The organism is Mesorhizobium sp. LHD-90, assembly GCF_030929505.1.
GTDB lineage: Bacteria > Pseudomonadota > Alphaproteobacteria > Rhizobiales > Rhizobiaceae > Kumtagia.
The window spans coordinates 62,731-89,503 of sequence record NZ_JAVFVV010000016.1 but is presented as its reverse complement, the minus strand read 5'-3'; the positions used below and the strand labels follow the sequence as shown (position 1 = coordinate 89,503).

Sequence of the window (26,773 nt, the reverse complement as noted above, 5' to 3'; positions counted from 1 at the left end):
GGACTAGTCATGGAGGGGTCCTAATGTGGCAAAGCCCTCGCCATGGAGGTGGATGGCCCCGAAGTAGAGCCCCCACGCTGCTTGGACGTCCCCTGCCCCGCTGGTGTTCGGCGCGTGATAGGCACTATCCCCCGGATCCTGCCTCAAACGCAGGCATCCGTTTGTCGTCAGATCAGAACGGTGACCCGGAGTTTGTCAGACCGGCGGCTCCGGTTTTCGATATCTGAACGATAACAGGCGCAGGCAATCGCCACCGGTGCTTATTTGACAGCAACACCCGAGCCTCGTTATGCACTCCTGCAAAGCACGGTGCCTCAGCGATCAGCGCCACATCCCGCGCATTCGATCCCTGAGATCGACGCGAACTGCGGGCGCAGGTGATCTTTGATCAGTGGTGCCCGCCATCGGCCAGCCAACTCTGTCAAACGCTTCCAGGATATGGTCCGGTATGAAGCGGGTGCGCGAGGCGTAGACATGGCGGTCGCCGCGCGGCGCTTGGCCGCTTGTGTAGAAACGTTGCGGCGTGATCAAGTGGAGTGAATCCTTTGCCCGCGTCATCGCTACATAGAGCAGCCGGCGTTCTTCCTCTATGTCATCTTGCTCACCAGCGGCGAGATCGATTGGGATGCATCCGTCCACGGAGTTGAGCACGAAGACATTCTTCCACTCCTGACCTTTCGCCGAATGGATGGTGGAGAGGATAAGAAAGTCCTCATCGAGATTTGGCGGGCCGGCGCGGTCGCTCGTCGCCTCCGGCGGGTCGAGAGTCAGGTGGGTGAGGAATTTTTGGCGCGACGGATAGCCGGCCGCGATCTGTTCCAGTTGCAGCAGATCTGCGCGGCGGGTTGTGGCGTCTTCGTGGATGCGCTTGAGGTGCGGCTCATACCACAGGCGAACCTGTTCCAGATCAGCCGGCCAATTCGACTTTGAACGGAGCCTGGCGAACATATCGATGAATGCGGGCCAATCCTGATGGGCGCGTTGCGGCACACGGTGCGCGGACAGACCCAATACAGGATTCAAAGCCGTCGTCATGGCCTCCATCGCGGCAGCCGCCGACGACGGTCCGATCCCCGGCAGGAGTTGCAGCACGCGAAAACCGGCCACGCGGTCGCGGGAGTTCTCGGCGAAACGCAGGACCGCGAGCACGTCCTTGACATGGGCAGCGTCCAGGAATTTCAGGCCGCCGAACTTCACGAAGGGGATGTTGCGGCGGGTAAGCTCGACCTCCAGCGAACCGCTGTGATGGGAGGCGCGGAACAGCACGGCCTGCGATTTCAGGGCGGTTCCACCCTCGCGCTCGGCGAGGACACGGTCGCAGACGTAATTCGCCTGGTCCGCTTCGTCGCGCACCGTGACGAGCAGCGGTTTCTCGGCCGATCTGCGCTCGGTCCAGAGGTTCTTGGTGAAACGCTCGACCGCTTCGCCGATCACCGCATTGGCGGCGGCAAGAATGGCGTCGGTCGAGCGGTAGTTGCGGTCCAGCGTGACGACCTCGGCTGGTGCGGGGAACTGCGCGGGAAAGTCGAGGATATTGCGCACCTCCGCCGCGCGGAAGGAATAGATCGATTGCGCATCATCGCCGACGACCGTCAGGCCGGCGCCATCGGGCTTCAGGGTGAGAAGGATGGAGGCCTGAAGCCGGTTGGTGTCCTGGTATTCGTCGACGAGGATGTGATCGAACCGGGCGCTGAGCCGCTCGGCCAGCGCAGGCTCGCTCGCCATCTCCGCCAAATAGAGTAGCAGGTCGTCGTAATCGAGCACGTTCTCGGCCTGCTTGGCATCGACATAACCGGCGAACAGCCGCTTCAACTCGTCGTTCCAGTCGCGGCACCATGGAAACGCCTTAGCCAGAACCTCGTCCAGCGGCTTCTGCGCGTTGACGGCCCGCGAATAGATGGCGAGGCACGTTCCCTTGGTAGGAAACCGGCTCTCGGTCTTCGACAGGCCGACTTCATGCCGGACGAGGTTCATGAGGTCCGCGGAATCCTCGCGGTCGTGGATGGTGAAGGCCGGGTCGAGCCCGATATCGAGTGCACAATCGCGCAGCAGCCGCGCACCGACGGCGTGGAAAGTGCCGGCCCAAGTCAGGCCATCGGTGAGAACGGATGTCTTGTCGCCCAGCACCTCCCCAGCGATGCGCGCGACACGCCGCGTCATTTCCGCGGCAGCACGGCGTGAGAAGGTCATCAGCAGGATGCGGCGCGGATCGGCGCCCTTGACGATCAGATGCGCGACACGATGGGCAAGCGTATTCGTCTTCCCCGAGCCTGCACCGGCGATGATCAGCAGCGGCCCGGCGATAGTCCCGTTCCCATGCTCCACCGCAGCGCGCTGCCCGTCATTGAGGGCGGCCAGATAGGATGGCTGGAAAGCCGAATCATGAAGCGCGACGTTCATGCCGCCATGGAGCAGCGTTTCCGGTTCGTTCGCAATCTCCATAATTTTTCTGCGTAGAAATATAGCTCTAACCTCGCACACCTCCCGGCCCACTGTTGGTTAGAAAACAGATTAGCCGTGGAGGTGTCCGCCCGCCCCGATCAGTGGATTAAGGTTCGTGGGTCAGAGCAATCGCCCCTCGACACCGTCGAGGGGCGATTGTGAGCAAGCCGCCTATCGAGGCAACCCCGGCACAATCGGGCGGCTGCCGAGCGGGTCCAATTCGGACGTAGCGATTTCTTCATCGTCATAGTCGCTCCACCCGTCAGCTTCGTATTCGTCCCTTCGCCTGTTGACATCCACAGGTCCCGCCTGGCCCAGTATGGCGGTAGCTGCGTCAACATGTGCGTCATCGACACGGGCGGTGACGAGAGTGCCCCCGCGGCGAATTCCCTCGGCATAAACATGCGCGTCGCGTTCATCCACGCCTGCATCGGTCAACGAGCCGATAAGCCCGCCGGCAACTCCGCCGGCAGCGGCGCCGATCAAGGTCGCGGCCAGCCAGCCCGCGCCGACCACCGGGCCGATTCCCGGAATAACAAACGCGCCGAGGCCCGCCAGCAAGCCGCCCACGCCGCCTACGGCAGCACCGATACCGGCACCTTCTGCTGCGCCACTTTCGTCGTCACTGCTCGGGCCAACAATACTGATGTCGGCATTCGGGATATCTGCATCCTCCAGAGCCGAAACTGCTCTGTCGGCCTGCTCACGTGTATCGAATAGCCCGGTAATTATTCGCATGCATTTTCTCCTGTTGGAGAGACTAGAAGCTGCGCCGAGGCAAAGCGTTCCACACATGAGGATTTATTGCTTTGAGGTGCATCGCGAGGGCGGCGGTATTCGCCCTACGCTCTCGAAGGCCAGTTGATATCGCAGCGGTCTCCTTGAGGCGTGGGACCGCAACTCCCTGGAAACACCGGCTTGCCGGAACCAGACGACTACCGCGGCATTGTGAGAGACGCGCCTGCGCGCCCCAACTTTTCGAAGGAACAGCAATGGCCAAGCCATCGAGCCGGTCGTCCGGCCAGAAAGCGACGGTTCACGACCAGAAGCTCGATCGCGCCAATGGCGGCGAACTTCATCAAGTTGCCGAAGGCGACGTTCCTATTCTGACCACCGCGCAAGGTGGGCCAGTTTCTGACGACCAGAACTCGCTGAAGGTCGGTGCGCGCGGCCCGACCGTTCTGGAAGATTTCCACCTGCGGGAGAAGATCTTTCACTTCGACCACGAGCGTATTCCAGAGCGCGTGGTGCATGCGCGGGGTTACGGCGCGCATGGTTATTTCGAGACCTATAAATCGCTGGCCAAATACACGCGCGCCGACATCTTCCAGCGCGCAGGCGAGAAAACGCCGGCCTTCGTCCGCTTCTCGACCGTAGCAGGCAGCAAGGGCTCGGCCGACCTCGCCCGCGACGTGCGCGGCTTCGCGGTCAAGCTCTACACGCAGGAGGGCAATTGGGACATCGTCGGCAACAACATCCCAGTCTTCTTCATCCAGGATGCCATCAAGTTTCCCGATATCATCCATTCGGTGAAGCCGGAGCCCGACCGCGCGTTCCCGCAGGCGGCGTCCGCACATGACACGTTCTGGGATTTCATCTCGCTGACGCCCGAGAGCATGCACATGATCATGTGGGTGATGTCAGACCGGGCGATCCCGCGTTCCTTCCGCTTTATGGAGGGGTTCGGCGTTCACACCTTCAGGATGCTCAACGCCAAGGACGAGTCGAGCTTCGTCAAATTCCATTGGAAGCCCAAGCTCGGCCTACAGTCGGTGGTGTGGAACGAGGCGGTGAAGATCAACGGTGCCGATCCGGACTTCCACCGTCGTGACCTCTGGGAGGCGATCCAGTCGGGCAATTTCCCCGAATGGGAATTGCGCGTCCAACTCTTCGATCAGGACTTCGCTGACAGTTTCGATTTCGACGTGCTCGATCCCACCAAGCTCATCCCCGAGGAGCTGTTGCCGCCGATTCCGGTCGGCCGCCTCGTGCTCGACCGCATGCCGGATAATTTCTTCGCTGAGACCGAGCAGGTCGCGTTCATGACGCAGAACGTGCCGCCGGGCATCGACTTCTCCAACGATCCGCTGCTGCAGGGCAGGAACTTTTCCTATCTCGATACGCAGATCAAGCGGCTCGGAAGCACCAACTTCACCCACCTGCCGATCAATGCGCCGAAATGCCCGTTCCATCACTTCCAGCAGGACGGGCATATGGCCATGCGCAATCCGGTCGGGCGGGTGAACTACCAGCCGAACTCGTTCGGCGAGGGTCCCCGGGAATCACGGCAGCGTGGCTTCCGTTCTTTCGTAGAGGTGGAGGAAGGGCCGAAGCAGAGGCTGCGGGCGGAGAGTTTCGCCGACCACTACAGCCAGGCGCGGCAGTTCTTCAACAGTCAGACCGCGCCGGAGCAGAAGCACATCGCCATGGCGCTGACCTTCGAACTTAGCAAGGTCGAGACGCCTGTCATTCGAGAGAGGATCGTCTCACATCTCCTCAACATCGACGAGGGGTTGGCCGAAACGGTTGCCGAGAAGCTGGGCATAAAGGATCTGCCGAGGCCGGCGGACGCTGCCGTTCCCACACGCGATGACCTTGAAGCGTCGCCTGCGCTCAGCATCATCGAAAACGGACCCGACAGTTTTGCGGGCCGCAAGGTCGGCGTGCTGGTCAGCCCAGGAGCGGACGCCGCACTTTTGAAGAAGCTCCTATCAGCGATCGAAGAGGAAGGCGCCACGATGGAGGTGATCGCGCCGCAGGTCGGCGGGGTCGAGGCGGCCGATGGCAACGTCATCCCCGCCAAGCACATGATCGGTGGCGGACCGTCGGTGCTGTTCGATGCGGTCGTGTTGCTGCTTTCAGAGGAGGGCGCTGAGCGCCTGGCGGGGGAGGCGGCCGCGCGTGACTTTGTCGCGGACGCTTTTGCCCACTGCAAGTTCATCGGGTTTACGCCCGGAGCCGCTCCTCTGTTGCGGAAGGCCGGCGTCGATGCGGAGGCTGATGAAGGGCTGATGGTCCTCGGCGATCCGAAGGCAATTGCTGGTTTCATCGAGTCCTGCCGAAAGCTCCGCCTCTGGTCTCGAGAGACGGCGGTAAAGCTGTAGCGCGATTTGCAGGAACGCAGACCAAGGAGGCGGCAACGGCCGGCTCCTTCGTCAAACGCCTACCCCGATACGCACATTTTCGTCAGCGCATCAGCCCCGCGGTCCGCAAGGCTTCCTCGATAATCTTCTGCACGCCTGACGTCGGAGTCGTTTCCCGCTTCGGAGACGCGGAAAGCTGGGGAGATCGCGCTGACGTCCCTGGTCCGGCTTTCGATCGGGACTCGATAGGCGGAGGGGAGTAGACGACCATGTCCTGCTTCCACCCGGCAAAACCCCTCGACTCCCCTTCCGCGATCCCCCAGAACCGCGCGACCTCCTGCGTCGAGGAAATGCCGACGTCGAGCATGTAGGGTCCCGGCGTTCCGTAGCCGTTCCTGTCGACCGGCGTGCCATGGCCCATTCCGGCAACCATGTTAATTTCCAGGACGACCGCTCCGCTGGCATCGCACCAAAATTGCCTAGCATTCTTGCCTTCAGTGGCAGAGCTCGCGGGCTCGTTTACGATCTGGTGGACCCCGCGCCATTGGCTGGCGATTGACCAGGCGTTGGACGCGTCCACAGTCTGGTCGCTCGTCCCCTGCCAGATCGAAATCCTGGGCCACGGCCCTAGATGAGACGACGCGTCCCGGAGCATACGCCTCAGGTCCCCGTCCGAGGGGCTGCCATGACCCCGCATGCGGTCAAAGGCTTCCGGGACCGTCGTCGCGCTGCCGTAAGCGAGACCTGCGATAATTGCGCCACCGGCGAACACATCGGGATAAATTGCCATCATGGCCGCCGCCATAGCGCCGCCGGCAGAGAGGCCGGTGATAAAGATGCGTTTGCGGTCGAGCCGATGCGCCGCAATCATTGCCTCAATCATCTGGCGTATCGAAAGCGCCTCGCCGCCATCCCGCTTCACATCGGCAGGCTGGAACCAGTTGAAGCAGAGGTTTGGATTGTTGCTTCGCTGCTGCTCGGGATAGAGCAGCGCGAAGCCGGCTGCGTCAGCAAGCTGCGACCAGCCTGAATGTTGGTCGTATACTGCCGCGCTCTGGGTGCAGCCATGCAGCACAACCACAAGCGGCGCACCTTCCGGCAGGTCATCGGGAAGATAGAATTTCGCATTCAAAGCACCGGGGTTGGAGCCGAAGCCGGCTAGCGCCGAAAGACGGTCGGGCGTGCCGAGGTTCGCGGGAGAGGCTGAGTTTCGGGCCCGAAGCGCGGCAAGCCGCGCGATCGTGTCGGAGATTTTTCGCAAAGGAGCCGTCCTTGTTGTGACGCCCGGAATTGGACGGCAATAGGTGCAACGCACCTGCAGCAATATCGTTGCTGCACCGCACAATAACAAGGACTGTGCTTAGACGGACTTGATTTCTGACGTCAAGCGATGAGCTTGCCTGCCGCATCCACCAGCTTCCTGACCATTCCTGTGCGGCCAAAAGCGAACAGCCTTGCGTCCGTATCGTCACGCCCGGCGATGGCGGTTGCAATGATCTCCGACGCGATCTGCGAAAAGGTGATTCCGTTGCCGCCATATCCCTGCACGGCGAAGATGCCGGGATGACCACGCAGCTCACCGATATACGGCAACCCCGTCGTCGTGGTGCCGAAGCATCCAGCCCAGGCGAATTCGGCCGTGGTATCCAACTGCGGAAACAGCTGTTTCAGCTTGGTGGAAATCGTCTGTGTCTTAGCCGCGAGCAAACTGTCCCGCTTCGCCTCGTCGACGAAATTCTCGTCCTCGCCGCCGCAGATCACCCGTCCGTCGGCGGTCGCGCGCATGTAGAGATAGGGATCGGACGCCTCCCAGACGAAAGTCGCGCCGGGCCAAAGCGCACTCTTCTGCGGCTTCGTTGCGATGGCGTAGGTCGAGATCACGGAATGGGTGTCCGAAGGCACGATGTCCATAAGCTCGTAACCCGTCGCCAGCACAACCTGTCTGGAGGAGATCACCGGCCCGTCCTTGGTTTCCGCGCGAACGCCGGTCGGCCCGGTGGCAAAGCCTGCGACCTCGACGGGAGCGTAGAAGCGGGCTTTTCGTTCGAGAGCCTTGCCTAGAAAGCCAGCGGTGAGCTTGCGGGGATCGAGGGCGAGATTATCCTGGCTGAGAATTGCGCCCTTGCGGTCGATGCCGAACTTCTCCTTGAGAACAGCAGGCGTCAGATACGTCGCGCGTATGCCCGCGTCAGTCCTGGCCTCCGCCTCCAGGCGCAATTCTCCAGGATCGAGAGCGTTGCCCGCGAGATACAAGGACTGGGTTGCTGTCATATCGCAGGCGATACCGAGTTCGCTGATGCGACCCCGCAAATTGGTCACCGCCATACGCGATCGTCGCCACGCCTGTTCGGCGTCGGCTTGTCCGATCTTCCGGCTAAGGTCGGAAAGCGGTTGATCGATCTCGAACTGCACCAGAGCGGTGGTCGCCGGCGTAGAGCCGAGCATGCTGCCACGGCGATCAACGCCAATGACGGCGAGGCCCTGGGCGGTGAGCGCCTCGACCAGCATTGCGCCACTGATGCCGAGCCCTACCACAAGCACGTCGCACGTCACGTCTCGCGTCAGCTTTTGCGTCGCTATGCGGGGAGCGCGGTAGGCCTCCCAAACAGGAACGCCGGTCCGCAGTTCGAGCTTGCGCGTCATCGTGGTCGCCAGGGTATGAGGGAAAACATGAACCCCGGCGAATGATCACCGGGGTCCATCGAAGATAGGTGCTGGCCGAGCAGGCCGAGCAGGCCCGGCCGACAACCGGCTATCGCGATGTCGTCACGTAGGCGATCTCGTCATCGTCACGCTGCCTGCCGCCGAGCGCGGCGGCGGCACTGGCGATGAAGGCGCCGATCAGCAATGACAACGCGCCGACCAGCGCAAACGTCGCTCCGGCCTTGCGTGCCGTGTCGGCAGCTTCCTGCGCAGCGACCTTAGTCTGCTCGACCTGAGCCAGGACGGCGTCGACACGGGCGGTCGCATCGGCCTGAGACAACCCCGTGCGGGCTGCTACGAGTTGACCAAGATAGACCTTGTCATCCGCCGAGATTTCTCCCGCTGCCCCGCTGGCGATGAGGATCCGCGAGGCCTGCGCGGCAGCGGCCGTGTCGTCTTCCGCTCCCGGTGTCGCCAGTCTTGCAGCGTCGGCGGGACGGAACAGGGAATCGACGAAATAGGAGGTCGCATCGGTTCCACCACCGTCTCCGGCATTTGCGGATGCTCCCGCCGAGGCGCCCATCGCGGCTCCGGATGCCACTGTGGAAGCAGCCTGAACGCCGGTGCCGATTGTCGACGATAGTGCTGAGCCCAGAACGAAGACCACCAACAGAGTCGCCAGCGCCCAGGCCATAAAGCCATGCGCGGTGTCACGGAAGAAGGTTTCGTCGGTATGGATGCCGACCCACTTCGTGCGAAGACGGCCAGTCAGATAGCCTCCGAGCCCGGACGACAGCCATTGCACGATGACGAGCCAGATCGCCGTCGAGACCGCAAAGGTTGTCACGCTGGCGCCCGTGTTGGACCACGGTGAAATCATGGTGAGGCCGAGGCCGGAGCCAAGGAGCATCAGGATGAAAGTGAGCGTGGCGGCCGCGAAGGAGCCGGCAACTATAGCTCCCCAGCTGACGGCCGATGAGGACGATTCGACCGGGGCGGCCGCATCGGTGGCTAGGATGGTTGAAGCCATGATTGTCCACCTATCGCATGAACAGAGCGAGAAGGATGATGATCGGAATCGGAACCCCGAGCAGCCAGAGCAGAATGCCGCGACCCATGATTGTCTCCTGTCGGATAGATGAGAGCTGAAAGAAACCAGCCACCGCGGCGACGCCGGGTGGCTGAATGTGGGTCAGGCGGCCTTGGCCATCTCGTTGGCGGATGCGTCCGCCAGGCCGGTCAAGGCCTTGTCGGTCATGGACTCCTCGCCGAGGGTCTGGTCGAGCAGCTTGGAGGCCTCTGCCATACCGAGGACCTCGGCCCAGCGTTTGAGCGTGCCGTAACGCGTGATCTCGTAATGCTCTACGGCCTGGGCCGACGAGATGAGACCGGCATCGATCGCTGGCGTGCCCTTGAAGGTTTCGATGATCTCCTCTCCTTCGGAGATAATGCCTTCGATCGCGTCGCAGGTCTTGCCCTGAGGCCGCTTGCCCATCAGCTCGAACACCTGCTGAAGCCTCTCGACGTGGCCCTCGGTCTCGTCCTTGTGCTTTTCAAATGCCGCCTTCAGATCAGGCGAGCTGGCGGCGCGCGCCATTTTCGGAAGGGCCTTCAGGATTTTCCGTTCGGCGTAGTAGATGTCCTTCAACGTATCGTGGAAGAGGTCTTCCAGTGTCTTGTCCCTGGCCATTGGTCGGCTCCTTGTTGAGAGAGGGTAGTGGCGACAAAACCCCAGCGCAGACAAAGAGTTCCGGGTGCAAAAATAATAAGAAAGTCCCGCTTGGTTTTGCGCATAAATCCGGAGAAATGCACCATCGAAATGGGATCGCCCTGCTGGGGAGCAACCTGTTCGAGCGCCGACTAATAGCGCTCCCTCCGATTCCCACTGTTCGACGACGCTATTGCTGTCGCCACTGCCGAGACAAGTGCGATTAGCACGAGGGTAATGTAAGGGCTCCTGTTTGCACTCACCTGCGGCCGGGAAAGAATTGGATCATCAGGCGCTGATGTTGTGAGGCGCTTCAGGTCTGGCCTCGTCCCGAAGCTCGTGGCGTAGGCACGAGTGAGTTCTGCGCCGAGAAGAAAAATCGAGGATGAGTAGAACACCCACAGCAGCAATACGATCAAGCTGCCTGCCGCACCGTAGGAAGAGGCCACCGCGCTGGTTCCGAGATACCATCCTATCAATGACTTCCCAATCGTGAAGAGAACGGCCGTCGTCACCGCGCCGAAACGGACGTCTCTCCAAGCCAGGGACCGATCCGGCAGGACTTTGTAGATTGCGCCGAAAAGCAGAGCCAGGAGCGATAACGATACAATGGTGTTGATGAGTGACAGGATAGCTTCGCCGAAGGCCAAATGCGAATTGATGAAGTCTGCCAGCCCTGAAATAGCGGCGCTCGCGGCCAGCGAAACCAGCAGCAGAAACCCAAGCGACGCAACCAGTCCCAGACTGGCTGCCCGGGCTCTCACCAGCCCGGACAGGCTATTGGAGCTGGGTTCAACCTTCCAGATCTGATTGAGAGACGACTGCATCTCGCCGAATACGCCAGACGCGCTGGCGATCAGAGTGATCAACGCAATCGAGGCGGCGATCACTCCGCTTGTGCTGTTCGAAGCTCCCTCGATAATCGACTTGAGCAAGTCGGCGCCCTGCGGACCTAACAGGCCGGTCAGTTGCGCGGTTACCGCGAGTTGGGCAGCGTCTCGTCCCACCGCAAGGCCGGCGATGGCAATTACGATGAGCAGAATTGGCGCGAGCGACGTGGCGGCGTAGAATGCCATAGCCGCAGCATGGGTTAGCGCATTATCGTTGATGAAGCCCACGACTGCGGTTCTTGCGAGAGTCCAGACGCGACCAAGAACGGGTTTCATTTGCGCTCCCTCGGCCAGATCACACAGATCTGCAGTTCGTATCCAACCTTGAAGTCGCCGTGCGGTCGGATTGTTCCGCACCTTCATTGCCCGAATGCGCATGCCGGCCGGCCGGTCGCTGCACGACTCGAGCCACCTATGAATTCGGTCGAGGCAGAAGTGGCGTTATCAACAGCGCTGCAGGACGGTTTGGACGATCGGTTCCTGCCGTGAAAGCCACGGGTCCGCCTATGGCGATCGGAGTGGAAACATATTTGACTGACGAGATGCCGGCAGCGCGGTATCTTGTGTCGGAACTCGTCCGGAACAGGATTTGATGACCGTTTTCTCGGTGCGGCATTCGACGGTCTATCGCTACCAGCGTCCGGTTGAATTCGGTGAGCATCGACTCCTGTTCAGGCCGCGTGACAGCTACGACCAGCGTCTGCTTGAGGCGACACTCGACGTTGATCCCAAGCCGGAGTCCATCAACTGGGTTCACGATGTTTTCGGAAACTGTGTCGCGCACGTCGCTGTCGCGAAACGAGCGAAGGAGCTTCGCTTCGAGACCCATATTCGCGTCGACCATACCCCGTCCGCCGCGCCGGATTTTCGTATCGACGAGAATGCCCTGGTCTATCCGTTTCAATACCACCCCGACGAGTTGCCGGATCTCGCAAGCACCATCCGGCCTCACTATGCAGACGACGGCGGAGCGGTCGCGGATTGGGCAAACCAGTTTGTGCGGACCGGGTCGAAGATCGAGACGGGCAAGGTGCTTATGACCTTGTGCTACGCCATCCATGAGGGCTTTTCCTATGCGCGCCGCTCCGAACATGGGACGCAACCGCCACTGATTACACTGCGCTCGCGAAAAGGCTCCTGCCGGGACTTTGCCCTCCTGATGATGGAGGCGGTCCGTTCGCTCGGTTTTGCGGCGCGTTTTGTAACCGGCTACATCTATGTTGCCAGTCGTGACGGTCAGGCCAATCTCGGAGGCGGAGCGACGCATGCCTGGTGTCAGGTCTATCTCCCCGGCTCAGGTTGGGTGGAATTCGATCCGACGAACGGCATTGTCGGAAACCGCGACCTCATCAGGGTGGCGGTCGCGCGTGATCCCCGGCAGGCCATTCCACTGTCAGGGAGCTATTTCGGTCGCGCCTCCGATGATCTGGGCCTGACGGTTCAGGTTAATGTCACGACAGAATCCGCCCCTCAGGACGAGGTCTCCAGCATTGCCTAGAATCTAGGCATGGAACGGAGCCAGTAGTATCGGCGTTGCAGCGCACCCTCCTTCAACTTTTCTTCGAGAGTTTCATGAAAATCCGCGCTGGCTTCAATATCGCTTACGAATGTCCGCAGCCGACGCAGATGCTGCTGGCGCTCGATATTCATCCTACGCGGCGCGGCGACCTTCTCACTGGCCATGAACTGAGGTTTGATCCTGCGGTCGAGGCGTGGGGTTATGTCGACGGGTTCGGGAATGCCTGCACGCGGGTGACGGCGCCACCCGGCATCCTCAACATCGCTACAGAATTTGAAATCTACGACAGCGGGCGACCGGATATCGTCGCCTGGGATGCGATCCAGCACGAGGTGAAGGATCTGCCCGACGACGTTCTCGTGTTCCTGCTTGCAAGCCGCTACTGCGACACCGACCGGCTTGGCGATCTGGCGTGGTCGACATTCTCACAAACTCAACCGGGGTGGGCACGGGTGCAGGCAATCTGCGAATTCGTTCACAACCACATTGCCTTCAACTACCAGAATGCGGATGCCTTGCGCACAGCGCATGGCGGTTGGACTGATCGGACCGGTGTCTGCCGCGATTTTGCCCATCTGGGGATCACGCTTTGCCGGTGCATGAATATTCCGGCTCGCTACTGCACAGGCTATCTCGGTGACATTGGTGTGCCGCCAGTGCCTGATCCGATGGACTTCTCAGCCTGGTTTGAAGCCTATCTCGGCGGGCACTGGTATACGTTCGATGCCCGCCACAATGTCCCTCGCATTGGCCGCATCTTGATGGCGACAGGCCGCGACGCCACCGATGTCGCGCTCTCGACCAGCTTCGGTCCTGCCAGGTTGGTGCGCTTCGATGTCATCACCGAAGAAGTCCTCGCATAGACCACTTACCGAAAATCCCTCGGCTTGACCTTGATGGTGTCGATGTGAAGGTCGGGGATGTAGATGTCGCGGGGATTCGGTCGCTTGGGTGGCAGCGTGCGAGGATCGAGACCGGGGCTCCCCTGATGGAACTCGTCACCTCGACCATGCGGCAGAGGGAAAGCCATATCCCGGCTGCCGACGCTGGCCAGCTCCGCGGACAAGTCGGTGAGTTGGTGCGCGACGAGATGCACGACCTCGCCTTCGCGCTGGATGCGGCCGCGCACGGCAAACATGCTGGCGGCCAGGATGATGCGTCGTTGCCGTTCGAACAGTTTTGGCCAGATGACGAGATTGGCGATGCCGGTCTCATCCTCGATGGTTATGAACATCACGCCCTTGGCCGAGCCCGGCCGCTGACGCACCAGGACAAGGCCGGCCGCTTCCAGCCATTGGCGCTCACGAGCGTTCATCGCCTCCCTGCAAGTGGCGATGCGACGGCGGCGGAGATCGCCTCGCAGGAATGACATTGGATGGGCTCGCAAGGTCAGCCCGACATGGCCGTAGTCTTCGACGACCTCGCTGCCGGCAGTCATAGGCCGCAATGTGACGTCGGGCTCGACGAGTTCCGGAACCTGCACTTCCTCTCGCCTGGCAGCGGCTGCAAACAGTGGCAAAGGCTCGTCGCGAAGTCCCTTAATTTGCCACAGCGCCTCGCGACGTGAGATGCTCAGCGCTTCGCGAAACGCATCGGCTTCGGCGAGTTGCACCAGGGCGGCAATCGGCGCGCCGGCGCGGCGCCATAGATCATCGATGGATGCGAAATGCTGGTCGGCACGCGCGGCAAGCAACGTCGCAGCGTTGGCGTTGGACAGGCCGCGCACCATGCGCATGCCGAGCCTAATTGCAAAGGCTTCGTCCTCCAATGGTTCCAGCGTGCAGTCCCAGCGCGAGGCATTGATGCAGACCGGCCGGACTTCGACATTGTGATCGCGAGCGTCGCGAACGATCTGGGCCGCCGCGTAGAAGCCCATGGGTTGGGCGTTGAGGAGTGCGGCGCAGAAGACTTCGGGATGATGGCACTTCATCCAGGACGAGGCGTAGGCGATCAGCGCGAACGATGCGGCGTGGCTTTCAGGAAAGCCGTAGCTGCCGAAACCCTCAAGCTGCCGGAAGGTCCGCTCGGCGAACTCCTGTTCGTAGCCATTGTCGACCATGCCCTTGACCAGCTTGTCGCGGAAATGGCTGACCCCGCCGGTGAACTTGAACGTTGCCATGGCGCGGCGAAGCTGGTCAGCCTGGCCGGCGGTGAAGCCGGCACATTCGATTGCCACTCGCATAGCCTGCTCCTGGAACAGCGGGACGCCGAGTGTCTTGCCCAGCACCTTCGCCAGTTCCGGCTTGGGGTAGTGGACTTCCTCTTGATGTTCCCGTCGTCGCAGATAGGGATGGACCATATCGCCCTGGATCGGGCCGGGCCGGACTATAGCGACCTCGATGACCAGATCATAAAAGGTTCGCGGCTTCATCCGGGGAAGCATCGACATCTGCGCCCGGCTTTCGATCTGGAAGACGCCGAGCGTGTCCGCCTTGCGGATCATCGCGTAGGTGGGACCATCCTCGTTCGGGATGGTCGAAAGGTCGTGTTGGACGCCCTTGTGCTCGGCGAGCAGGTTGAAAGCCCGCTTCATGCAGGAAAGCATGCCGAGCGCCAAGCAATCGACCTTCATGAAGCGCAAAGCGTCAATGTCATCCTTGTCCCATTCGATCACCTGCCTGTCCTTCATCGCCGCCGGCTCGATCGGCACCAGATCGTCCAACCGGTCATTCGTAAGCACGAAGCCGCCGGGATGTTGCGACAGGTGGCGTGGGGCGCCCATGAGCTGGCGCGCTAGATCAAGCGCCAGCCGAAGGCGCCGGTCGCCGAGATTGAGGTTCAGTTCCTGGACATGCTTCGGCTCGACGCCTTCCTCCGACCAACCCCAGACCTGCGACGATAGCATCTTGATCAAATCCTCGGTCAGGCCGAGCGCCTTGCCAACATCGCGCAGCGCGCCCTTGGAGCGATAGCGGATCACGGTCGAGCAAAGAGCCGCGTGATCGCGACCGTAGGTGTGGAACACCCACTGCATGACGATTTCGCGTCGTTCGTGCTCGAAGTCGACATCGATGTCTGGTGGTTCCCGGCGTTCCTCGCTGACAAAACGCTCGAACAGCAGATCATTCATCGCCGGATCGATCGCAGTGATGCCGAGCACATAGCAGACGGCGGAATTGGCGGCCGAACCTCGCCCTTGGCAGAGGATGTCACGCGACCGTGCAAACCGGACGATGGAATTGACTGTCAGGAAGTATGGCGCGTAGCTCAGACGGTCGATCAACGATAGCTCGTGCCTGAGCGACGCCAAGACATGATCCGGCAGTCCTTCAGGATAACGTGTCGCCGCCCCCTCCCAGGTAAGCTTCTCCAAGGTCTGCTGAGGCGTCAGCGAAGGATCATCGCGTTCCTCGGGATACTGATAGGCAAGTTCGTCAAGCGAGAATTGGCACCGATCTGCGATCTCGACAGTTCTGGCGATCGCCTCGGAATAGCGGGCAAACAGCCGCGCCATCTCTTCGGGCGGCTTGAGATAACGATCCGCATGGCGCTCGCGCCGCGCGCCGAGATCGTCGATCGTGCAGTTGTGGCGGATGCAGGTGATGACATCCTGCAGCATGCGCCGTCCAGGCTCGTGGAAAAGCACATCATTTGTGGCGACCGTCAGGACTCTTGCCGCGCCCGCTAGGTTGGCCAACTCGTGCAGGCGAAGTTGATCGTTCGGCCGCCGTCGCAGGGTGAGCGCTAGATAGGCCCGATCATCAAATGTCTGACGCATTCGCCGCAGCCAAAGCGCACAGTCGTCGTCGGCCTGATCGGGCAGGAAGATGGCGACCAGCCCTTCAGCGTAGGCCGCAACATCGTCCCAGCGCAGATCACACTTGGCCTTTCCCGCGCGCTTCTTGCCGAGGGATAGCAGCCGGCACAGGCGCGAATAGGCTGCGCGGTCGGTGGGATAGACGAGGATCGAAACACCTTCCGCAAGATCGAGCCGACAGCCTACAATCAGTCTCAAACCGGTGGTCTTCGCTGCCTCATGCGCCCGGACGATGCCAGCGAGAGTGTTGCGGTCGACAATTCCTAGCGCCGGCATTTCCATGACGGCGGCTTGCGTAAACAACTCCTCGCAGGAACTGGCACCGCGCAGGAAGGAAAAATGCGACGTGCACTGCAGTTCGATATAGCGGACGGCGCTCATGCAAAAATGCCGTGCAGGAACCAGCGATGCGAGCCGGTGGCAAGGTTTTCGCCGTCACCGGCGCGGTAGATCCAGAAACGCTCGCCGGCATCATCCTCCACTTGGAAATAGTCGCGCACGGCGGCGAGTTCGGCGTCGCGCTTCCACCATTCGCCAAAGACACGCTCAGGGCCATCGGCACGCCTCACACGCCGGCGGCTGCCACGCCAGGTGAAACTTGCCGGCGGATGATCGGGCAGTAGCGCCAAGGCCTCGATCGGCTCCGGTGGTGTCAGCAGCCGCGCTGGACGCGGCCAGTGATCCGGCCAGGCATCGCCCACTTCCGGGGCGCTGGGTGCCACGCGCTGCACGGAACGCTCGGGCACATCGCTGGCGAGTGGTGCAAAGCGATAGAGCTGACCATCGCCAACACGGTTGCTGAGCGTATCGATCAGATCGGAGATGTCGGCCTCCGGCTTGTCGATCAGTGACGAGATCGTCTGCTTCGGCGAAAGCGGTTCTGCCCACGAGGCGGCCAGCCGCATCAATTCGATCCCAAAGCCCGGATCGATCTTTTCGATTTTGTCGCAAAGAAGCCGAGTCAGCCGTTTTGTGTCACGCACGGCAAGCGCTGTGCTCACCCGAACTGCCTCGACGGTGTTGTCGACGCGATGCATCAGGAGATCGAGGCGCTTGGCCCCTAGTCCTCGTGTCTCCAACTCCCCGCAAAGGCTACCCACCAGCTTGCCGATGTATTTTGCAATGGTATCGGCGGCGGCGATCGGTTCGCCAAAACTGCGGCGCACTTCGACAATCTCCGCTGGCCGAAGCGGATCGATCGGCTCATTCAGGATGCTCAGCGCCTGGTCCAGTCGGCGCCCGAGTTCTGGACCGAAGCGCAGCGTCATCGGTGCTCGTGGCTGCGCGAGCAGATCTCCAACGCGCTCGAAGCCAAGCACGCGAAGTCCGTCGACGATCGCACCGTCAAGCCGCAGCGCCGCGATTGGCAGCTCTGCTATAGTGGCCTGTGTCGCCTCGACCGGCACCAAGCTTGTCGGCTGCCTGACAAAGCGTGCAACGGCATGGGCCGCACCCCAGCTCTCGGCGACAGCTGCGCGTGCCAAGATGCCCGCATGGTCTAGGCGCTGCACCAGGTCTACGAGCAAGGCCTGCTCGCCGCCATGCAGATGACTGGCACCGGTGATGTCGATCACCAGCCCGTCCAGCCCGTCTACAGCCACGATGGGCGAATAGCGGCGCAATGTCCATAACGCCAGCCGCCCAAGCGCCTGGGCGTCTTCCTGCGGTCTGGCGTCGTGGATGACCAATCCGGGCACGAGCGCCTGCGCCTTGGTTGCCGGCATGCCGACGCGAAGTCCCTGCTTCAGTGCATTCGTGTCCGCCGCAAGAACAATGCGCCTGTTGCCGTCCCGTCCAACCAGAACCAACGGCTGATCAGGCGGCAATGATGCGGCGTCCGATCTCCTTCTGAGGCGATCCGTCGGCCATTGCGGAAGGAACAGCGAGACGACCCTTGCCATCGCAGGCCTCCACCTCAAAATCAGCACTCTCAGCACCTCGGCAACGGATCAGTTCTAGCCGCCAGCGAGCACGACCAACACCGGGCACCGGCAATGGTCGCGACGGCAGCACGGAGACGCGCCATCGCGTCACCGAGGCGGTCGGCTGTCCGAAATCCGTTGCATCGGCATGGCGCCGCCATCTTCGGATCGCAATGCCAATGCCCGAAGAAGTCTCGGCGGCAAGCTGAAGGCGGCGAGAGGCGGTCATCGGCAGTCGCGCCAGTTCGCCCAAAACTGCGCCGAGCCCATTGTGCCGAAGTCCTTCCTCGAAGCAGGCAAGCACAGACTTCTCGTCGCCGGCCTCGACGAAGATGACCCTGTCGGGAGACAGGCCTGCCTGCGCGAGCGCGGGGGCAAACAGGTCTTGTCGCGTCACGCACCAAAGCACCTTGCCCTTCGTCCGGGCCGCGATGCCGGCAGCAAAAAGAGCCGCCGCTGCGCCATCGACCGCGCCGTTGGCCCCGCCCGCCACCTCATGCAGGGCGCCCAGCGCCAGACCGCCGCCCGGCAAATGCCGGTCGATGTCCGCAAGCCCAAACGGCAGCACGCTGCGACCCTGATACCTGCCGCCCTCAAGGCTCCGGACGCGCTCCTGCAACGCGGAAATGACGGCGCGATCGGGTTTGGCAGGCATCTGGAGGCGGCTTTCAGGCATCGTTTGACGGCATCATTCGCCGATTTAGGAACCCATTCCTGCCAGAGTCAATCACCTCTTGACTCTTTTGTTCCTTTTTTGTTCACTGTGCAAGTCCGGCCAATGTTCAGGAGTAAGGCTATGGCTGCATCAACCAAGGAACAAAATCTGGCGGGCGCTCGCGCCTGGGCCGCCGCTCATTTCGCCGAGGACGCGGACATTGAGGCCGCGCAGCATCTGATTATGGACCTGTCAGGCCGCCTGACGCAGGCTAGGACCAATCCTCAGACGATGATGACAGCACTAACAACGCTCATTGCCAACTTCATCTGGAACACGGCTACGACCCCGAAACTCGGCGACAAGCTACTGGGCGACTTCGGGGAGGATATCGCGGACGAACTTGCCAAGCTCTATGCGAGCGAAGGTCCGCTGACCGAGCTTGAGGCGGCCGTTCCCCAGCTTGTCGAGGACATGATCAACGAGGGCTATTTCAGCGGCGAGCGGCTGGAAGACGTTGTTGCCAAGGCACTGCTCCACCGGACTGAGGACGAGCTCACGACGAGCGAGCACGAGTTGTATGAGGAGAAGATATTGCCAGTCCTCAAGGCGAGGTTCGAGAAGTCGAAAGACTGGAAGAAGGTTTATCGAATGCTGCGCACGGCAGCTTAGAGGCACGGCCATGGCCGAAATCATTCCACTGAACGCCAGAAGGGCCATGCCGCCTGACGATCTCCAGGGCATGGACAAGGCTCGGGCGATTGAGAAATTGCGCGAGATAGCCAAGCGTCCGCCGCGCTTCTGGACAGATGGTGACCAGCGGGATGTGTCGGACTGGACCGATCTCGTGGCGGCGGACGCTGATGAGTATTGCATGGCACATTATGTCTGCAAGGTCGCCAACACCGCCGGCGACATCCAACTGGCCCAGATGAAGGGCGCGGCATCAGACAAGCTACTCTGGCCGTTCGCGGTCGCGGTCGAGGCGCTCATCAAGGCCACCGAGCTGGAAGAACCCCATCTCGTCCTCACGCTTTGCGATCTTGTCTCGAATGGGCTCTTCGCGGCAGGCCGGCTGGAAGACCCAGTCGCTCAGAAACTCGCCAACAGTGTCGCCGTCGACCGGGAAGACGGCGAGTTCCGGCTCTACCAGGCACACGACTTTCTGGATGAAGACGAGTTGCAGACATATCGGGAGCGTATCAGGCCCATCCTGGAGATCGCCTATGATGATTGGCGGTCGCTCCCGGAAAAATATCTGGAGCGACGGAAGCCGGGATTTTACGAGCGCCCGGACAGCGATCAGCGCCAGCTCTTCGACATGGATCCCAAACCCAAACCGCTGCCGGTCGAGGATCTTGGTCTGTTCGGAGACCTTCTGAAGATATCGCCCTCCCGGCCGTTCTGTTCGACAGCAGCTTGGGACTGAGACCTTCCTTATGGATTTGTCGGGAGTGAACCCAGTATGACCCCGATCAAGATATCCATTCCGACGGCAACGCCAGATGAACTGCGCCGCGGTGTCGAGGCAGCAATGGCGGTATTCCGTCAGGCAAGGATCGAACCACTTGTCGCGGCCAAAGGCCGGTTCGCGCGGGAGGCCTGGGATATGTCGGGCTTCGATGACGAAGTGATCACCGCCGACCAGTATGAGGCCGCATCGGTATGGGACAAGGCTGAGACGGCGGCCGTCGAGGCGCCTGCGCTGCATGGGACGAGGAGCGTAGACCGGCATCTGCCAACCTGGAAATCGTCTTCGATCCCGAGGCGCAACTCGCCGACCGAGCGACGGCGATCGCAGCCTTACGCCGCTTGGCCCGGAAACGCATCTGGACCCGACAAGATGGCAAACGCATCTTGATCTACGCCTGGATCGTCGCCGCCGACATGGACGAACTCGGCATCCGCTCCTTCGTCGATGACGTCACGATCACCGCCCACAGTATCGAAATGGCGCGCGATGGCAAAGGCGACCCGAGCGCCACTCTCGCGGGATTCGGCACTGCTGTCGAAGCTTTGATCGAGGTAACCGAACCGCAAGCACGACAATTGCTCGATGGGGCACAGGCAACCAGGGTCTGTTGACGCCTACGGCCTGCGCGGCCAGGATGCGCCGATGTTGCGCAGGGCATCCTTCTGATGTGTAGCCGATACACGCGCTTTCTCCCTTGGTTGGAACTTCATCGGCTCTACCGGCTGACCCTCGATTGGGAAAAGCAGCGCAACGACGAGCCCCGCTACAACATCGCACCGACACAGAACGTCTTCTTTGTCACGGCCGGCGAGGGCGGCAATCACAGCCTCAAGGAGGGACGCTGGTGGCTGGTCCCCTGGTGGGCGAAAGAGATGCCCAAGCAGGCGATGTTCAACGCCTGAATCGAGACGGCGGCCACGTCCGGCGCCTTTAAGGATGCCTACAAGTCGAAGCGATGCCTGATCCCGGCGGACGGCTTCTATGAATGGACAAAAAGCCCGGCGGATGGCGGCAAGGCTCGAGCCGGCGACGCCGGCGGACGACCTAAGGGACATCCTGTCCCACGACATTGGCGGCGAGCTGCAGTTCCATGACAGAGTCCATCGGCCACACGGAAGCCAGCACAACTATCCCTGCCGAGCGCGCACGGGCCGCTCGTTGGTCTTTCAAAGATGTCCGCCCAGCGATCGGATCGCTGCTCTGGGCACACGGGCTGAAAGAGCCGCCCGCTGGGTGGATGTAGGGACGCCCGGCCACAGTTCCGCAGCCGCTTCACTCGATAGGATGTCCGCTTGTCTCGCGGCAAACGATACCTTGCATATTCCTAGCCTCGCGGATTAGCGACCTCCAGTTGGGGCCTAAGTGAACGACAAGCTCAGCCGCCTGCGCGTGGGTGATTCCAGTTTCCTTGACAAGCCGCTTCGCAAGCAAACGCTTGACTTCACCGCTCACCCATTCGCCGGGCTGTATCATCAGATTTCTTGATCGTCTGGGATCGGCTCCAGGCCCAGCCATTCGGGCGAATGCCCATCCTGAAGGAGAGCAAGGTCGATCGGGCGCACCTCGTAATAGTCACTACCGACGCGCACAGTCGCCGACCACATCTCCCCATCTGAAATGCGCTGGCTGATGATGCGAACGCGCTGGCGATCGAGCAGCTCTTTGACGGCCCTACGCTGACGAAGATGGTTGCCAATCGAAGGCCGCACGGCCGGGGCCCTTCGGCTTGCCGGTGCAGATACTCGGATGCCTTTGCCTTTGGCCCACATACGCAACACCTCTCGACTTGGGCGAATCAATGCGCAGGCAGGCGAGTCGTTGCAGAAATCGGCGTGGAAAAACTAATTGGGGACATCAAACTTTATTGCCACCGCTTCAACCGCGCGGTGACCATGCAAAGTGGCTTCTCTGTCAGAAGCCGCACCCGACCGGCTCGGCCAAACCCCAATGTTAGGGCCGGGGTTTCCCACAAGACAATAGGAGAGTGCATGCCAGGCGTCGACGTCATCGAAGAAGGCAGAGCCGCTTCTTGCGGAGCGGCGCCACGTTCATCTTGCCCCTATGAGCCTGGGACAGCCGCAAATGTCGAATGGCATTTCGGTTGGGATCAGGGGGAGGCAATCGATCTCGATGAGAAGGTGATCGATCTGAGCGCCTACCTTTCAGCAGTCGGACGTGAGGGCTCTACTTCGCGGCGCGCACCGATCCCAGAACTTCGGCGACTTCGGTGACGGTCTCTGCAACGGCGAGCTTTTTGTCGGCACCGAGCACCCTGTCGAAGACCAGCACCGAACCACCAAGGGCGGGAAGTGCCTCGGCGATCCAGCCCATGTTCACGAGAATGGGTAGGCCGTCCCTTTTGGCGAGCTGAAGCCACATCGGGTGTCACCTCGCGCCGTGAAACTCGAATTTTATCTGGTTATGGTTTCAGTTTTGTAAATGGCTGCACTACGACCGTGGCGGTGGTGGCACCTTTCACGGCTGGCGTCCATTTCCCGCCGGAAAGAAGTTTCCTGCCAACATCTCCTGACATAGCGAAGTTGCTCGCCCGTTCCCACGCCGTTCGCGTTCTGAGCAAATACTGTCGCTCTCACCGCCGTGGCGGGACGTTGTGCCACTTGGCTTACGTGGCGATTGAGAAGCAAGTGCGCCTCACGAACGAGAGATGGCCAGCTCGTCCCAATGAATTCTGCCGCTTGATCCTCGGTGACGCCGGTTTCCCTGACGAGGTCGGTCGACAATTTGCCTTATGTAGCGGCTCGATTGGCCGTCTTGATCCTCTGCCATAATGCCATCCTTCCCCTCGGATGCTAACGTGAGTGGGTCATCAAGTTCCCCATGAACGTCCGCCTCAAACGCTGATCCCATCCGCACCACTTCGGCTTTGCCGGTGGTCGGAGAGCTCCTGCCATATCTCGGCTTCTACCGTCGCGCCCTGCTGGAAGACGCGGACGACTTCTGCCGCCAACGCCTCTCTTTGCTCCATGTCCTTTTGAGACAGGAGGCGCTCTATGCACAATCGGTCGAAGGCCTTTTGAAGGATTGCGAGTTCGTCGGGGTTGAACACGCCAAAATATCTGGTGAAAGGCATAATGCTTTCTCCCTTGGTCGGGCGTAAGCGTGATCGTCTCTTTCAAACGCCCCCTTGCCGTCAGGAATGGCGGGGATTGAGGACCATCTCCACCGCTCGGGATGACCCTTGGGCGGCGTTACGCGGAGTTGAGGGCGCCAAGGATGCGAGCGCCCCCCGTCATGGCTCGCGGGTCTAGAAATGATTCACGGCCGAGCTTCCAGAACCATATTGAATGGCGTCTCGGCGGCGCGCCGGAATCGGGTGAACCCTCCGCTAGTCACCACCTGCCGCAACTTCGCTTCCCCAGCCTGAGCGCCAAGCCCCAGGCCAACCTCCTGCGCTTGTGACGCCGGCGTGCAGACGAAGGTGGAAGCGGCATAATAAACGCGGCCTACCGGATTGAGATTGGCGGACAGGTGGTCATGCGCGAACGGCTCGACGACCATCCACGTGCCGTCCGGCTTGAGCGATCGATGGACGTGAGCGGCTGCGCCTTCCGGATCACCCATGTCGTGCAGGCAATCGAAGAAGGCCACAAGATCATAGGCTCCCGGATAGGTTTTGGCCGACGCGACCTCGAACTGAGTGTTGTCAGAGACGCCAGCCTCCCTGGCCGCAGCACGTGCGCGCTCAATTGAGGGACCGTGATAGTCGAAACCGGTGAAGCGGGAATTCGGATGGGCCTTGGCCATCAGGATCGTCGAGGCACCATGACCGCATCCGACATCAGCTACATCAGCGCCGCGTTCGAGCTTTTCAACCACACCATCGAGGGATGGCAACCAGGATTCGATCAAGTTGGCATTGTAGCCTGGTCGGAAGAAGCGCTCGGTGCCCCGGAAAAGGCAGTTGCTGTGTTCGTGCCAGGCGACGCCTTTTCCCGACCGAAACGCCTGCCTCACCTTCTCCTCGTCCAACCACAGCGACGACAGGACCTCGAATGCACCCGCCATGAAGGCCGGGCTGTCTTCATTCGCGAAGACCAATTCCTGCTCAGGGTTGAGATAGAAGCGGTCGGTTGCTTCCTCATATTCAATGTAACCTGCCGCCGATTGCCCAGAGAGCCATTCTCGGATCAGGCGTTGATTAGTGCCGGTTCGCGCAGCGAGTTCGGCGGCGGTCATCTTGCCGCCCTCCCGCATAGCCGTGAACAGGCCAAGTCTATCCCCTAGCACCACTCCCGCGCCGGTCGCGATTGCGCCCAGATCGCCCACCATTTTTCCCAAGAACGCGTCCAGCTTCTCCTGATCATGCGGCATGTCGATCTCCTGATGTCCCCTGGACTGGGCAGCCGTCGACCGGACCCTCGTCCTTCGTCGTTCCTCCTTCAGAGAGCACATCGGCCGGTCGATATAGCGAATGCCTCGATGGCCCGCTGTCTATGAGCAGTTGATAACACATCTGCCTCTGAGCAACCACCAACTGGCCCGGTCCAGGAGTGTCACGCCGCCTCCCGCTTCTCACGTTCCTGTTGTCGTTTGCAGCCGGTCGAAAGTCGTGCCGCAACTCGTCTCCCCCGAGGGATTTTACGCGAGATGCCGCAGGTAGCAGCCCAGCCGGCTCCGATCTGATATCGCGCGCAGGTAAAGGCGGGCCGCCGCAGTGATCCAAGCTTAGCCGTGTCCGTATTAGGTGAAGGCCGCTGGCCTTGGGTGATTGGGGCGGGGTAAGGCCAGCCGCCCCGGGCCACGTGACCTAGAGACAACTATGACCGAAACGCGGGCGATCCTGCTTGCAGGCGGCCCGGACAACGCCACTGCACAGAACCGGCTCGCTAAGGAAGCGACGGCCTTTATTAATGAACCGGCAACGAGCAGCCCTCCTGGCCGACCAGTTGGCAGTGGCAATCAGCTTCCACCGCATGCTCGCCGAAATGAACAACGAAACGGTCGGGCCTTGCCGGGAGGCGCTAAGCATCCTCGACGAGATCGAGATCGTCAGCGGCTAGCTGACAGCTGCCATCAGATGAGCCTCGCGCACGAGCGACGGCCACTCTGTGCCAAACGTTGTGACGAGATCGCGCGCATCTTTCTCTCTGATGCCTGTTTCGCGAACCAACCGCCGTATCAGATGGGAAAGCCGCAACATATCGAGTTCACTGGTCATCTATCTCGCCTCCAGGCCGGCAAAATAGTAAGGTTTTGTTTCTGGAGGGTGCCGGCGCCATGGCGTCCTGATTCAACCTGCCCACGCCTGTCGCGGTGGTGGTGCGGGCGCTTAGCGGCGAGTGTCTATTCTCAGATAGTGGAAGATGAGCCTACCGGTTCGGTCGTGAACGTTCGCGCCGTCTTGCTCACCTGAGTCGAAAAGCCTCGCCAGTTCCTTCGCTTTCAACAAGTCCTCACAGCTCTCGCTGCGGATCGATTGGCCATCCTGGATGTATGTGATCGTGAATTTCATCCGTTCCCCGAAGCGACGAAGAACGAACGGAATGTGATTTGTGGCGAACTTCCGCGTTGCGGACGGAATAGTTTCGCACGAGCAGCCTATCCGAACTCGCCTCATTTGAAACGGGGCGATCCGGCTAGGTGCCGCGAAGGACGCCGGGATCTATCTGGGAGACTTTGACAGCCCACCCGGCCAACTGTCCGGCGCCGGCATGAGGCTGCGGCAGACGATGTGCTGAGCGAGCTATTGATAAGCCAGACCTCCGGACCAGTCCCGTGATACACCCAAGCGCCTGTAGATGCCCGCGATGTCACGGATGCCGAATTCGTGGGGCGTATAGGCGATCAGCAGGCCCATGGAAACCAGGCGCTTCAGCGAACGCACAACCGTTTCCACCGTCAGCCCGAGGTAGCTCGCAATATCGGCCCTGGACATCTCCAAATGCACGCGTGAGCCATTGGTCAACGTGGGGTTGGTGCGCCGGCCTATCTCGAGTAGGAAGTTGGCGGCGCGTTCGTCCGCCATCAGATGCAGCCGACGCAGGGTCTGGAATTGCACCGTCCACGGTTCGCTTTCCAGGCATGCCACGTATCTCTCGTGCATTTCATCACGAACTTGGTTCGCCTCGATGTCTTTCCTGCTACGCCGGCGAAAAAGGCAGTCGGACAAAGCTTCTGCCGAGCAGAGATATATGCCTCTGTGCGACATGTTGAAGACTTCGCCGGCTAAAGCGAATCCGCATATCACGCGATGCTCGTCGGACATAAAGCGATAAAAGGCGACAGTTCCCTTCACCAGATGATAGACATTGTCTCCATCATCTCCTTCGAAAAAGAGTGAATTGCCGGCGCGCAATTGCGACAGCGGCTTCGCGACTTCAGGTCGCTGCGGCCTGTTCGAGGCGCCCTGCAGCGATGCTGCTGCCACATTCGACCGAGGATAGTTGGCATTGATGACAGTCTGCACTACACCCACCCGTCAATGCGCGTGCTCGGCGCACTGCCCAGTTACCTTTTCCTCCCCTGGCGAATTCAGCCGATAAGTCGCCATTGTGGAGGTGAGCCCGGTCTCGATGACCTGACCCGGATGTGACGCACCGCATCATCTCCCGGCCATCTTCCCTGATCTGTCTTCCTGCATTGTGCCAAAATAGGCTTGCAAATTCAGTTGAAGCAAAAGCCGTGCCAAGCCGCCGACCTCATAAGCGCGACAGTTTGAG

Annotated in this window: 25 protein-coding genes and 1 pseudogene; 10 read left to right on the top strand and 16 right to left on the bottom strand. The window is 61.0% G+C overall.

Annotation, left to right across the window (positions count from 1 at the left end):
• Nucleotides 1-321: 321 nt before the first annotated feature.
• Entirely contained in the window at nt 322-2,400 is a 2,079-nt protein-coding gene (locus RB623_RS21525) for an ATP-dependent helicase (RefSeq protein WP_308059089.1), read from the bottom strand.
• 213 nt (nt 2,401-2,613) lie between these two features.
• Nucleotides 2,614-3,180 carry a hypothetical protein gene (locus RB623_RS21520; RefSeq protein WP_308059028.1) on the bottom strand — a complete coding sequence of 189 codons (567 nt, stop codon included), beginning with the start codon at nt 3,178-3,180 and terminating at the stop codon, nt 2,614-2,616.
• 254 nt (nt 3,181-3,434) lie between these two features.
• Here RB623_RS21520 and RB623_RS21515 point away from each other — a divergent pair, with 254 nt between their 5' ends.
• Complete coding sequence (locus RB623_RS21515; protein WP_308059027.1) at nt 3,435-5,546, top strand: catalase; 2,112 nt, start codon at nt 3,435-3,437, stop codon at nt 5,544-5,546.
• A gap of 82 nt (nt 5,547-5,628) precedes the next feature.
• Here the strand turns inward: RB623_RS21515 and RB623_RS21510 are convergent, their stop codons facing one another.
• From RB623_RS21510 to RB623_RS21490, 5 genes are all read right to left on the bottom strand, one after another.
• Nucleotides 5,629-6,786: a PHB depolymerase family esterase gene (locus RB623_RS21510; RefSeq protein ID WP_308059026.1), complete on the bottom strand. Its 1,158-nt coding sequence runs from the start codon at nt 6,784-6,786 to the stop codon at nt 5,629-5,631.
• A gap of 122 nt (nt 6,787-6,908) precedes the next feature.
• Nucleotides 6,909-8,168 carry an FAD-dependent oxidoreductase gene (locus tag RB623_RS21505; protein ID WP_308059025.1) on the bottom strand — a complete coding sequence of 420 codons (1,260 nt, stop codon included), beginning with the start codon at nt 8,166-8,168 and terminating at the stop codon, nt 6,909-6,911.
• A gap of 109 nt (nt 8,169-8,277) precedes the next feature.
• Nucleotides 8,278-9,198: a hypothetical protein gene (locus RB623_RS21500; RefSeq protein ID WP_308059024.1), complete on the bottom strand. Its 921-nt coding sequence runs from the start codon at nt 9,196-9,198 to the stop codon at nt 8,278-8,280.
• Nucleotides 9,199-9,360: 162 nt separating this feature from the next.
• Nucleotides 9,361-9,858, bottom strand: a complete 498-nt coding sequence (locus RB623_RS21495; RefSeq protein ID WP_308059023.1) for a ferritin-like domain-containing protein — start codon at nt 9,856-9,858, stop codon at nt 9,361-9,363.
• Nucleotides 9,859-10,028: 170 nt separating this feature from the next.
• On the bottom strand, nt 10,029-11,042 hold the full coding sequence (locus RB623_RS21490; RefSeq protein WP_308059022.1) for a YihY/virulence factor BrkB family protein: 1,014 nt from the start codon (nt 11,040-11,042) through the stop codon (nt 10,029-10,031).
• Nucleotides 11,043-11,358: 316 nt separating this feature from the next.
• On the opposite strand from RB623_RS21490, the gene RB623_RS21485 reads away from it, so the two are divergent.
• Together RB623_RS21485 and RB623_RS21480 are read left to right on the top strand one after the other, a co-directional pair.
• Nucleotides 11,359-12,264, top strand: a complete 906-nt coding sequence (locus RB623_RS21485) for a transglutaminase family protein (RefSeq protein ID WP_308059021.1) — start codon at nt 11,359-11,361, stop codon at nt 12,262-12,264.
• Nucleotides 12,265-12,338: 74 nt separating this feature from the next.
• Complete coding sequence (locus RB623_RS21480) at nt 12,339-13,148, top strand: transglutaminase family protein (RefSeq protein WP_308059020.1); 810 nt, start codon at nt 12,339-12,341, stop codon at nt 13,146-13,148.
• 5 nt (nt 13,149-13,153) lie between these two features.
• Here RB623_RS21480 and RB623_RS21475 read toward each other — a convergent pair whose 3' ends face one another.
• The 3 genes from RB623_RS21475 to RB623_RS21465 are packed head-to-tail and all read right to left on the bottom strand — an operon-like array spanning nt 13,154 to nt 18,619.
• Complete coding sequence (locus tag RB623_RS21475; protein WP_308059019.1) at nt 13,154-16,423, bottom strand: error-prone DNA polymerase; 3,270 nt, start codon at nt 16,421-16,423, stop codon at nt 13,154-13,156.
• On the bottom strand, nt 16,420-17,943 hold the full coding sequence (locus RB623_RS21470) for a DNA polymerase Y family protein (protein WP_308059018.1): 1,524 nt from the start codon (nt 17,941-17,943) through the stop codon (nt 16,420-16,422). Before RB623_RS21470 ends, RB623_RS21475 begins: the two co-directional genes overlap by 4 nt.
• A complete protein-coding gene (locus RB623_RS21465) occupies nt 17,858-18,619 on the bottom strand; it encodes an ImuA family protein (RefSeq protein WP_308059017.1) in 762 nt (253 codons plus the stop codon). The genes RB623_RS21470 and RB623_RS21465 overlap by 86 nt, the downstream gene beginning before the upstream one ends.
• 141 nt (nt 18,620-18,760) lie before the next feature.
• Between RB623_RS21465 and RB623_RS21460 the strand changes: the two genes are divergently transcribed.
• The 6 genes and pseudogenes from RB623_RS21460 to RB623_RS21435 all read left to right on the top strand — a co-directional run bounded on the left by RB623_RS21460 (nt 18,761) and on the right by RB623_RS21435 (nt 21,578).
• Nucleotides 18,761-19,291: a hypothetical protein gene (locus RB623_RS21460; protein ID WP_308059016.1), complete on the top strand. Its 531-nt coding sequence runs from the start codon at nt 18,761-18,763 to the stop codon at nt 19,289-19,291.
• A 10-nt stretch (nt 19,292-19,301) separates the two neighbouring features.
• Nucleotides 19,302-20,048 (top strand): hypothetical protein, encoded by a 747-nt coding sequence (locus RB623_RS21455; RefSeq protein WP_308059015.1) that lies wholly within the window; start codon nt 19,302-19,304, stop codon nt 20,046-20,048.
• Nucleotides 20,049-20,084: 36 nt separating this feature from the next.
• A complete protein-coding gene (locus tag RB623_RS21450) occupies nt 20,085-20,480 on the top strand; it encodes a hypothetical protein (protein ID WP_308059014.1) in 396 nt (131 codons plus the stop codon).
• The gene (locus RB623_RS21445) at nt 20,477-20,704 is read left to right on the top strand and encodes a hypothetical protein (RefSeq protein WP_308059013.1); all 228 of its coding nucleotides are present in this window, start codon (nt 20,477-20,479) and stop codon (nt 20,702-20,704) included. The genes RB623_RS21450 and RB623_RS21445 overlap by 4 nt, the downstream gene beginning before the upstream one ends.
• 54 nt (nt 20,705-20,758) lie before the next feature.
• Nucleotides 20,759-21,187, top strand: a pseudogene (locus RB623_RS21440) (SOS response-associated peptidase).
• A 268-nt stretch (nt 21,188-21,455) separates the two neighbouring features.
• Nucleotides 21,456-21,578: a hypothetical protein gene (locus RB623_RS21435; RefSeq protein WP_308059012.1), complete on the top strand. Its 123-nt coding sequence runs from the start codon at nt 21,456-21,458 to the stop codon at nt 21,576-21,578.
• Here the strand turns inward: RB623_RS21435 and RB623_RS21430 are convergent.
• The 4 genes from RB623_RS21430 to RB623_RS21415 form a co-directional block, all read right to left on the bottom strand.
• The gene (locus RB623_RS21430; RefSeq protein ID WP_308059011.1) at nt 21,566-21,802 is read right to left on the bottom strand and encodes a hypothetical protein; all 237 of its coding nucleotides are present in this window, start codon (nt 21,800-21,802) and stop codon (nt 21,566-21,568) included. The two genes, RB623_RS21435 and RB623_RS21430, sit on opposite strands and share 13 nt — an antisense overlap.
• Before the next feature lie 475 nt (nt 21,803-22,277).
• Nucleotides 22,278-22,472, bottom strand: a complete 195-nt coding sequence (locus RB623_RS21425) for a hypothetical protein (RefSeq protein WP_308059010.1) — start codon at nt 22,470-22,472, stop codon at nt 22,278-22,280.
• A gap of 472 nt (nt 22,473-22,944) precedes the next feature.
• The gene (locus RB623_RS21420; protein WP_308059009.1) at nt 22,945-23,184 is read right to left on the bottom strand and encodes an RNA-binding protein; all 240 of its coding nucleotides are present in this window, start codon (nt 23,182-23,184) and stop codon (nt 22,945-22,947) included.
• Between the two features lie 185 nt (nt 23,185-23,369).
• Nucleotides 23,370-24,425 (bottom strand): class I SAM-dependent methyltransferase, encoded by a 1,056-nt coding sequence (locus RB623_RS21415; protein WP_308059008.1) that lies wholly within the window; start codon nt 24,423-24,425, stop codon nt 23,370-23,372.
• 539 nt (nt 24,426-24,964) lie between these two features.
• Between RB623_RS21415 and RB623_RS21410 the strand changes: the two genes are divergently transcribed.
• Nucleotides 24,965-25,114, top strand: coding sequence for a hypothetical protein (locus tag RB623_RS21410; protein WP_308059007.1), 150 nt, complete (start codon nt 24,965-24,967; stop codon nt 25,112-25,114).
• Here RB623_RS21410 and RB623_RS21405 read toward each other — a convergent pair.
• Nucleotides 25,111-25,272 (bottom strand): hypothetical protein, encoded by a 162-nt coding sequence (locus RB623_RS21405; RefSeq protein ID WP_308059006.1) that lies wholly within the window; start codon nt 25,270-25,272, stop codon nt 25,111-25,113. The genes RB623_RS21410 and RB623_RS21405 overlap by 4 nt on opposite strands.
• Before the next feature lie 525 nt (nt 25,273-25,797).
• Nucleotides 25,798-26,520 (bottom strand): helix-turn-helix domain-containing protein, encoded by a 723-nt coding sequence (locus tag RB623_RS21400; RefSeq protein WP_308059005.1) that lies wholly within the window; start codon nt 26,518-26,520, stop codon nt 25,798-25,800.
• Between the last annotated feature and the right edge of the window lie 253 nt (nt 26,521-26,773).

Excerpts from the sequence above, each read along its gene's own strand:
- RB623_RS21525 (WP_308059089.1), bottom strand. The coding sequence starts at position 2,400 with ATGAACGTCGCGCTTCATGATTCGGCTTTCCAGCCATCCTATCTGGCC.
- RB623_RS21520 (WP_308059028.1), bottom strand. The coding sequence starts at position 3,180 with ATGCGAATAATTACCGGGCTATTCGATACACGTGAGCAGGCCGACAGA.
- RB623_RS21515 (WP_308059027.1), top strand. The coding sequence starts at position 3,435 with ATGGCCAAGCCATCGAGCCGGTCGTCCGGCCAGAAAGCGACGGTTCAC.
- RB623_RS21505 (WP_308059025.1), bottom strand. The coding sequence starts at position 8,168 with ATGACGCGCAAGCTCGAACTGCGGACCGGCGTTCCTGTTTGGGAGGCC.
- RB623_RS21500 (WP_308059024.1), bottom strand. The coding sequence starts at position 9,198 with ATGGCTTCAACCATCCTAGCCACCGATGCGGCCGCCCCGGTCGAATCG.
- RB623_RS21495 (WP_308059023.1), bottom strand. The coding sequence starts at position 9,858 with ATGGCCAGGGACAAGACACTGGAAGACCTCTTCCACGATACGTTGAAG.
- RB623_RS21490 (WP_308059022.1), bottom strand. The coding sequence starts at position 11,042 with ATGAAACCCGTTCTTGGTCGCGTCTGGACTCTCGCAAGAACCGCAGTC.
- RB623_RS21485 (WP_308059021.1), top strand. The coding sequence starts at position 11,359 with ATGACCGTTTTCTCGGTGCGGCATTCGACGGTCTATCGCTACCAGCGT.
- RB623_RS21480 (WP_308059020.1), top strand. The coding sequence starts at position 12,339 with ATGAAAATCCGCGCTGGCTTCAATATCGCTTACGAATGTCCGCAGCCG.
- RB623_RS21475 (WP_308059019.1), bottom strand. The coding sequence starts at position 16,423 with ATGAGCGCCGTCCGCTATATCGAACTGCAGTGCACGTCGCATTTTTCC.
- RB623_RS21470 (WP_308059018.1), bottom strand. The coding sequence starts at position 17,943 with ATGGCAAGGGTCGTCTCGCTGTTCCTTCCGCAATGGCCGACGGATCGC.
- RB623_RS21465 (WP_308059017.1), bottom strand. The coding sequence starts at position 18,619 with ATGCCTGCCAAACCCGATCGCGCCGTCATTTCCGCGTTGCAGGAGCGC.
- RB623_RS21460 (WP_308059016.1), top strand. The coding sequence starts at position 18,761 with ATGGCTGCATCAACCAAGGAACAAAATCTGGCGGGCGCTCGCGCCTGG.
- RB623_RS21455 (WP_308059015.1), top strand. The coding sequence starts at position 19,302 with ATGGCCGAAATCATTCCACTGAACGCCAGAAGGGCCATGCCGCCTGAC.
- RB623_RS21450 (WP_308059014.1), top strand. The coding sequence starts at position 20,085 with ATGACCCCGATCAAGATATCCATTCCGACGGCAACGCCAGATGAACTG.
- RB623_RS21425 (WP_308059010.1), bottom strand. The coding sequence starts at position 22,472 with ATGTGGCTTCAGCTCGCCAAAAGGGACGGCCTACCCATTCTCGTGAAC.
- RB623_RS21420 (WP_308059009.1), bottom strand. The coding sequence starts at position 23,184 with ATGCCTTTCACCAGATATTTTGGCGTGTTCAACCCCGACGAACTCGCA.
- RB623_RS21415 (WP_308059008.1), bottom strand. The coding sequence starts at position 24,425 with ATGCCGCATGATCAGGAGAAGCTGGACGCGTTCTTGGGAAAAATGGTG.
- RB623_RS21410 (WP_308059007.1), top strand. The coding sequence starts at position 24,965 with ATGAACCGGCAACGAGCAGCCCTCCTGGCCGACCAGTTGGCAGTGGCA.
- RB623_RS21405 (WP_308059006.1), bottom strand. The coding sequence starts at position 25,272 with ATGACCAGTGAACTCGATATGTTGCGGCTTTCCCATCTGATACGGCGG.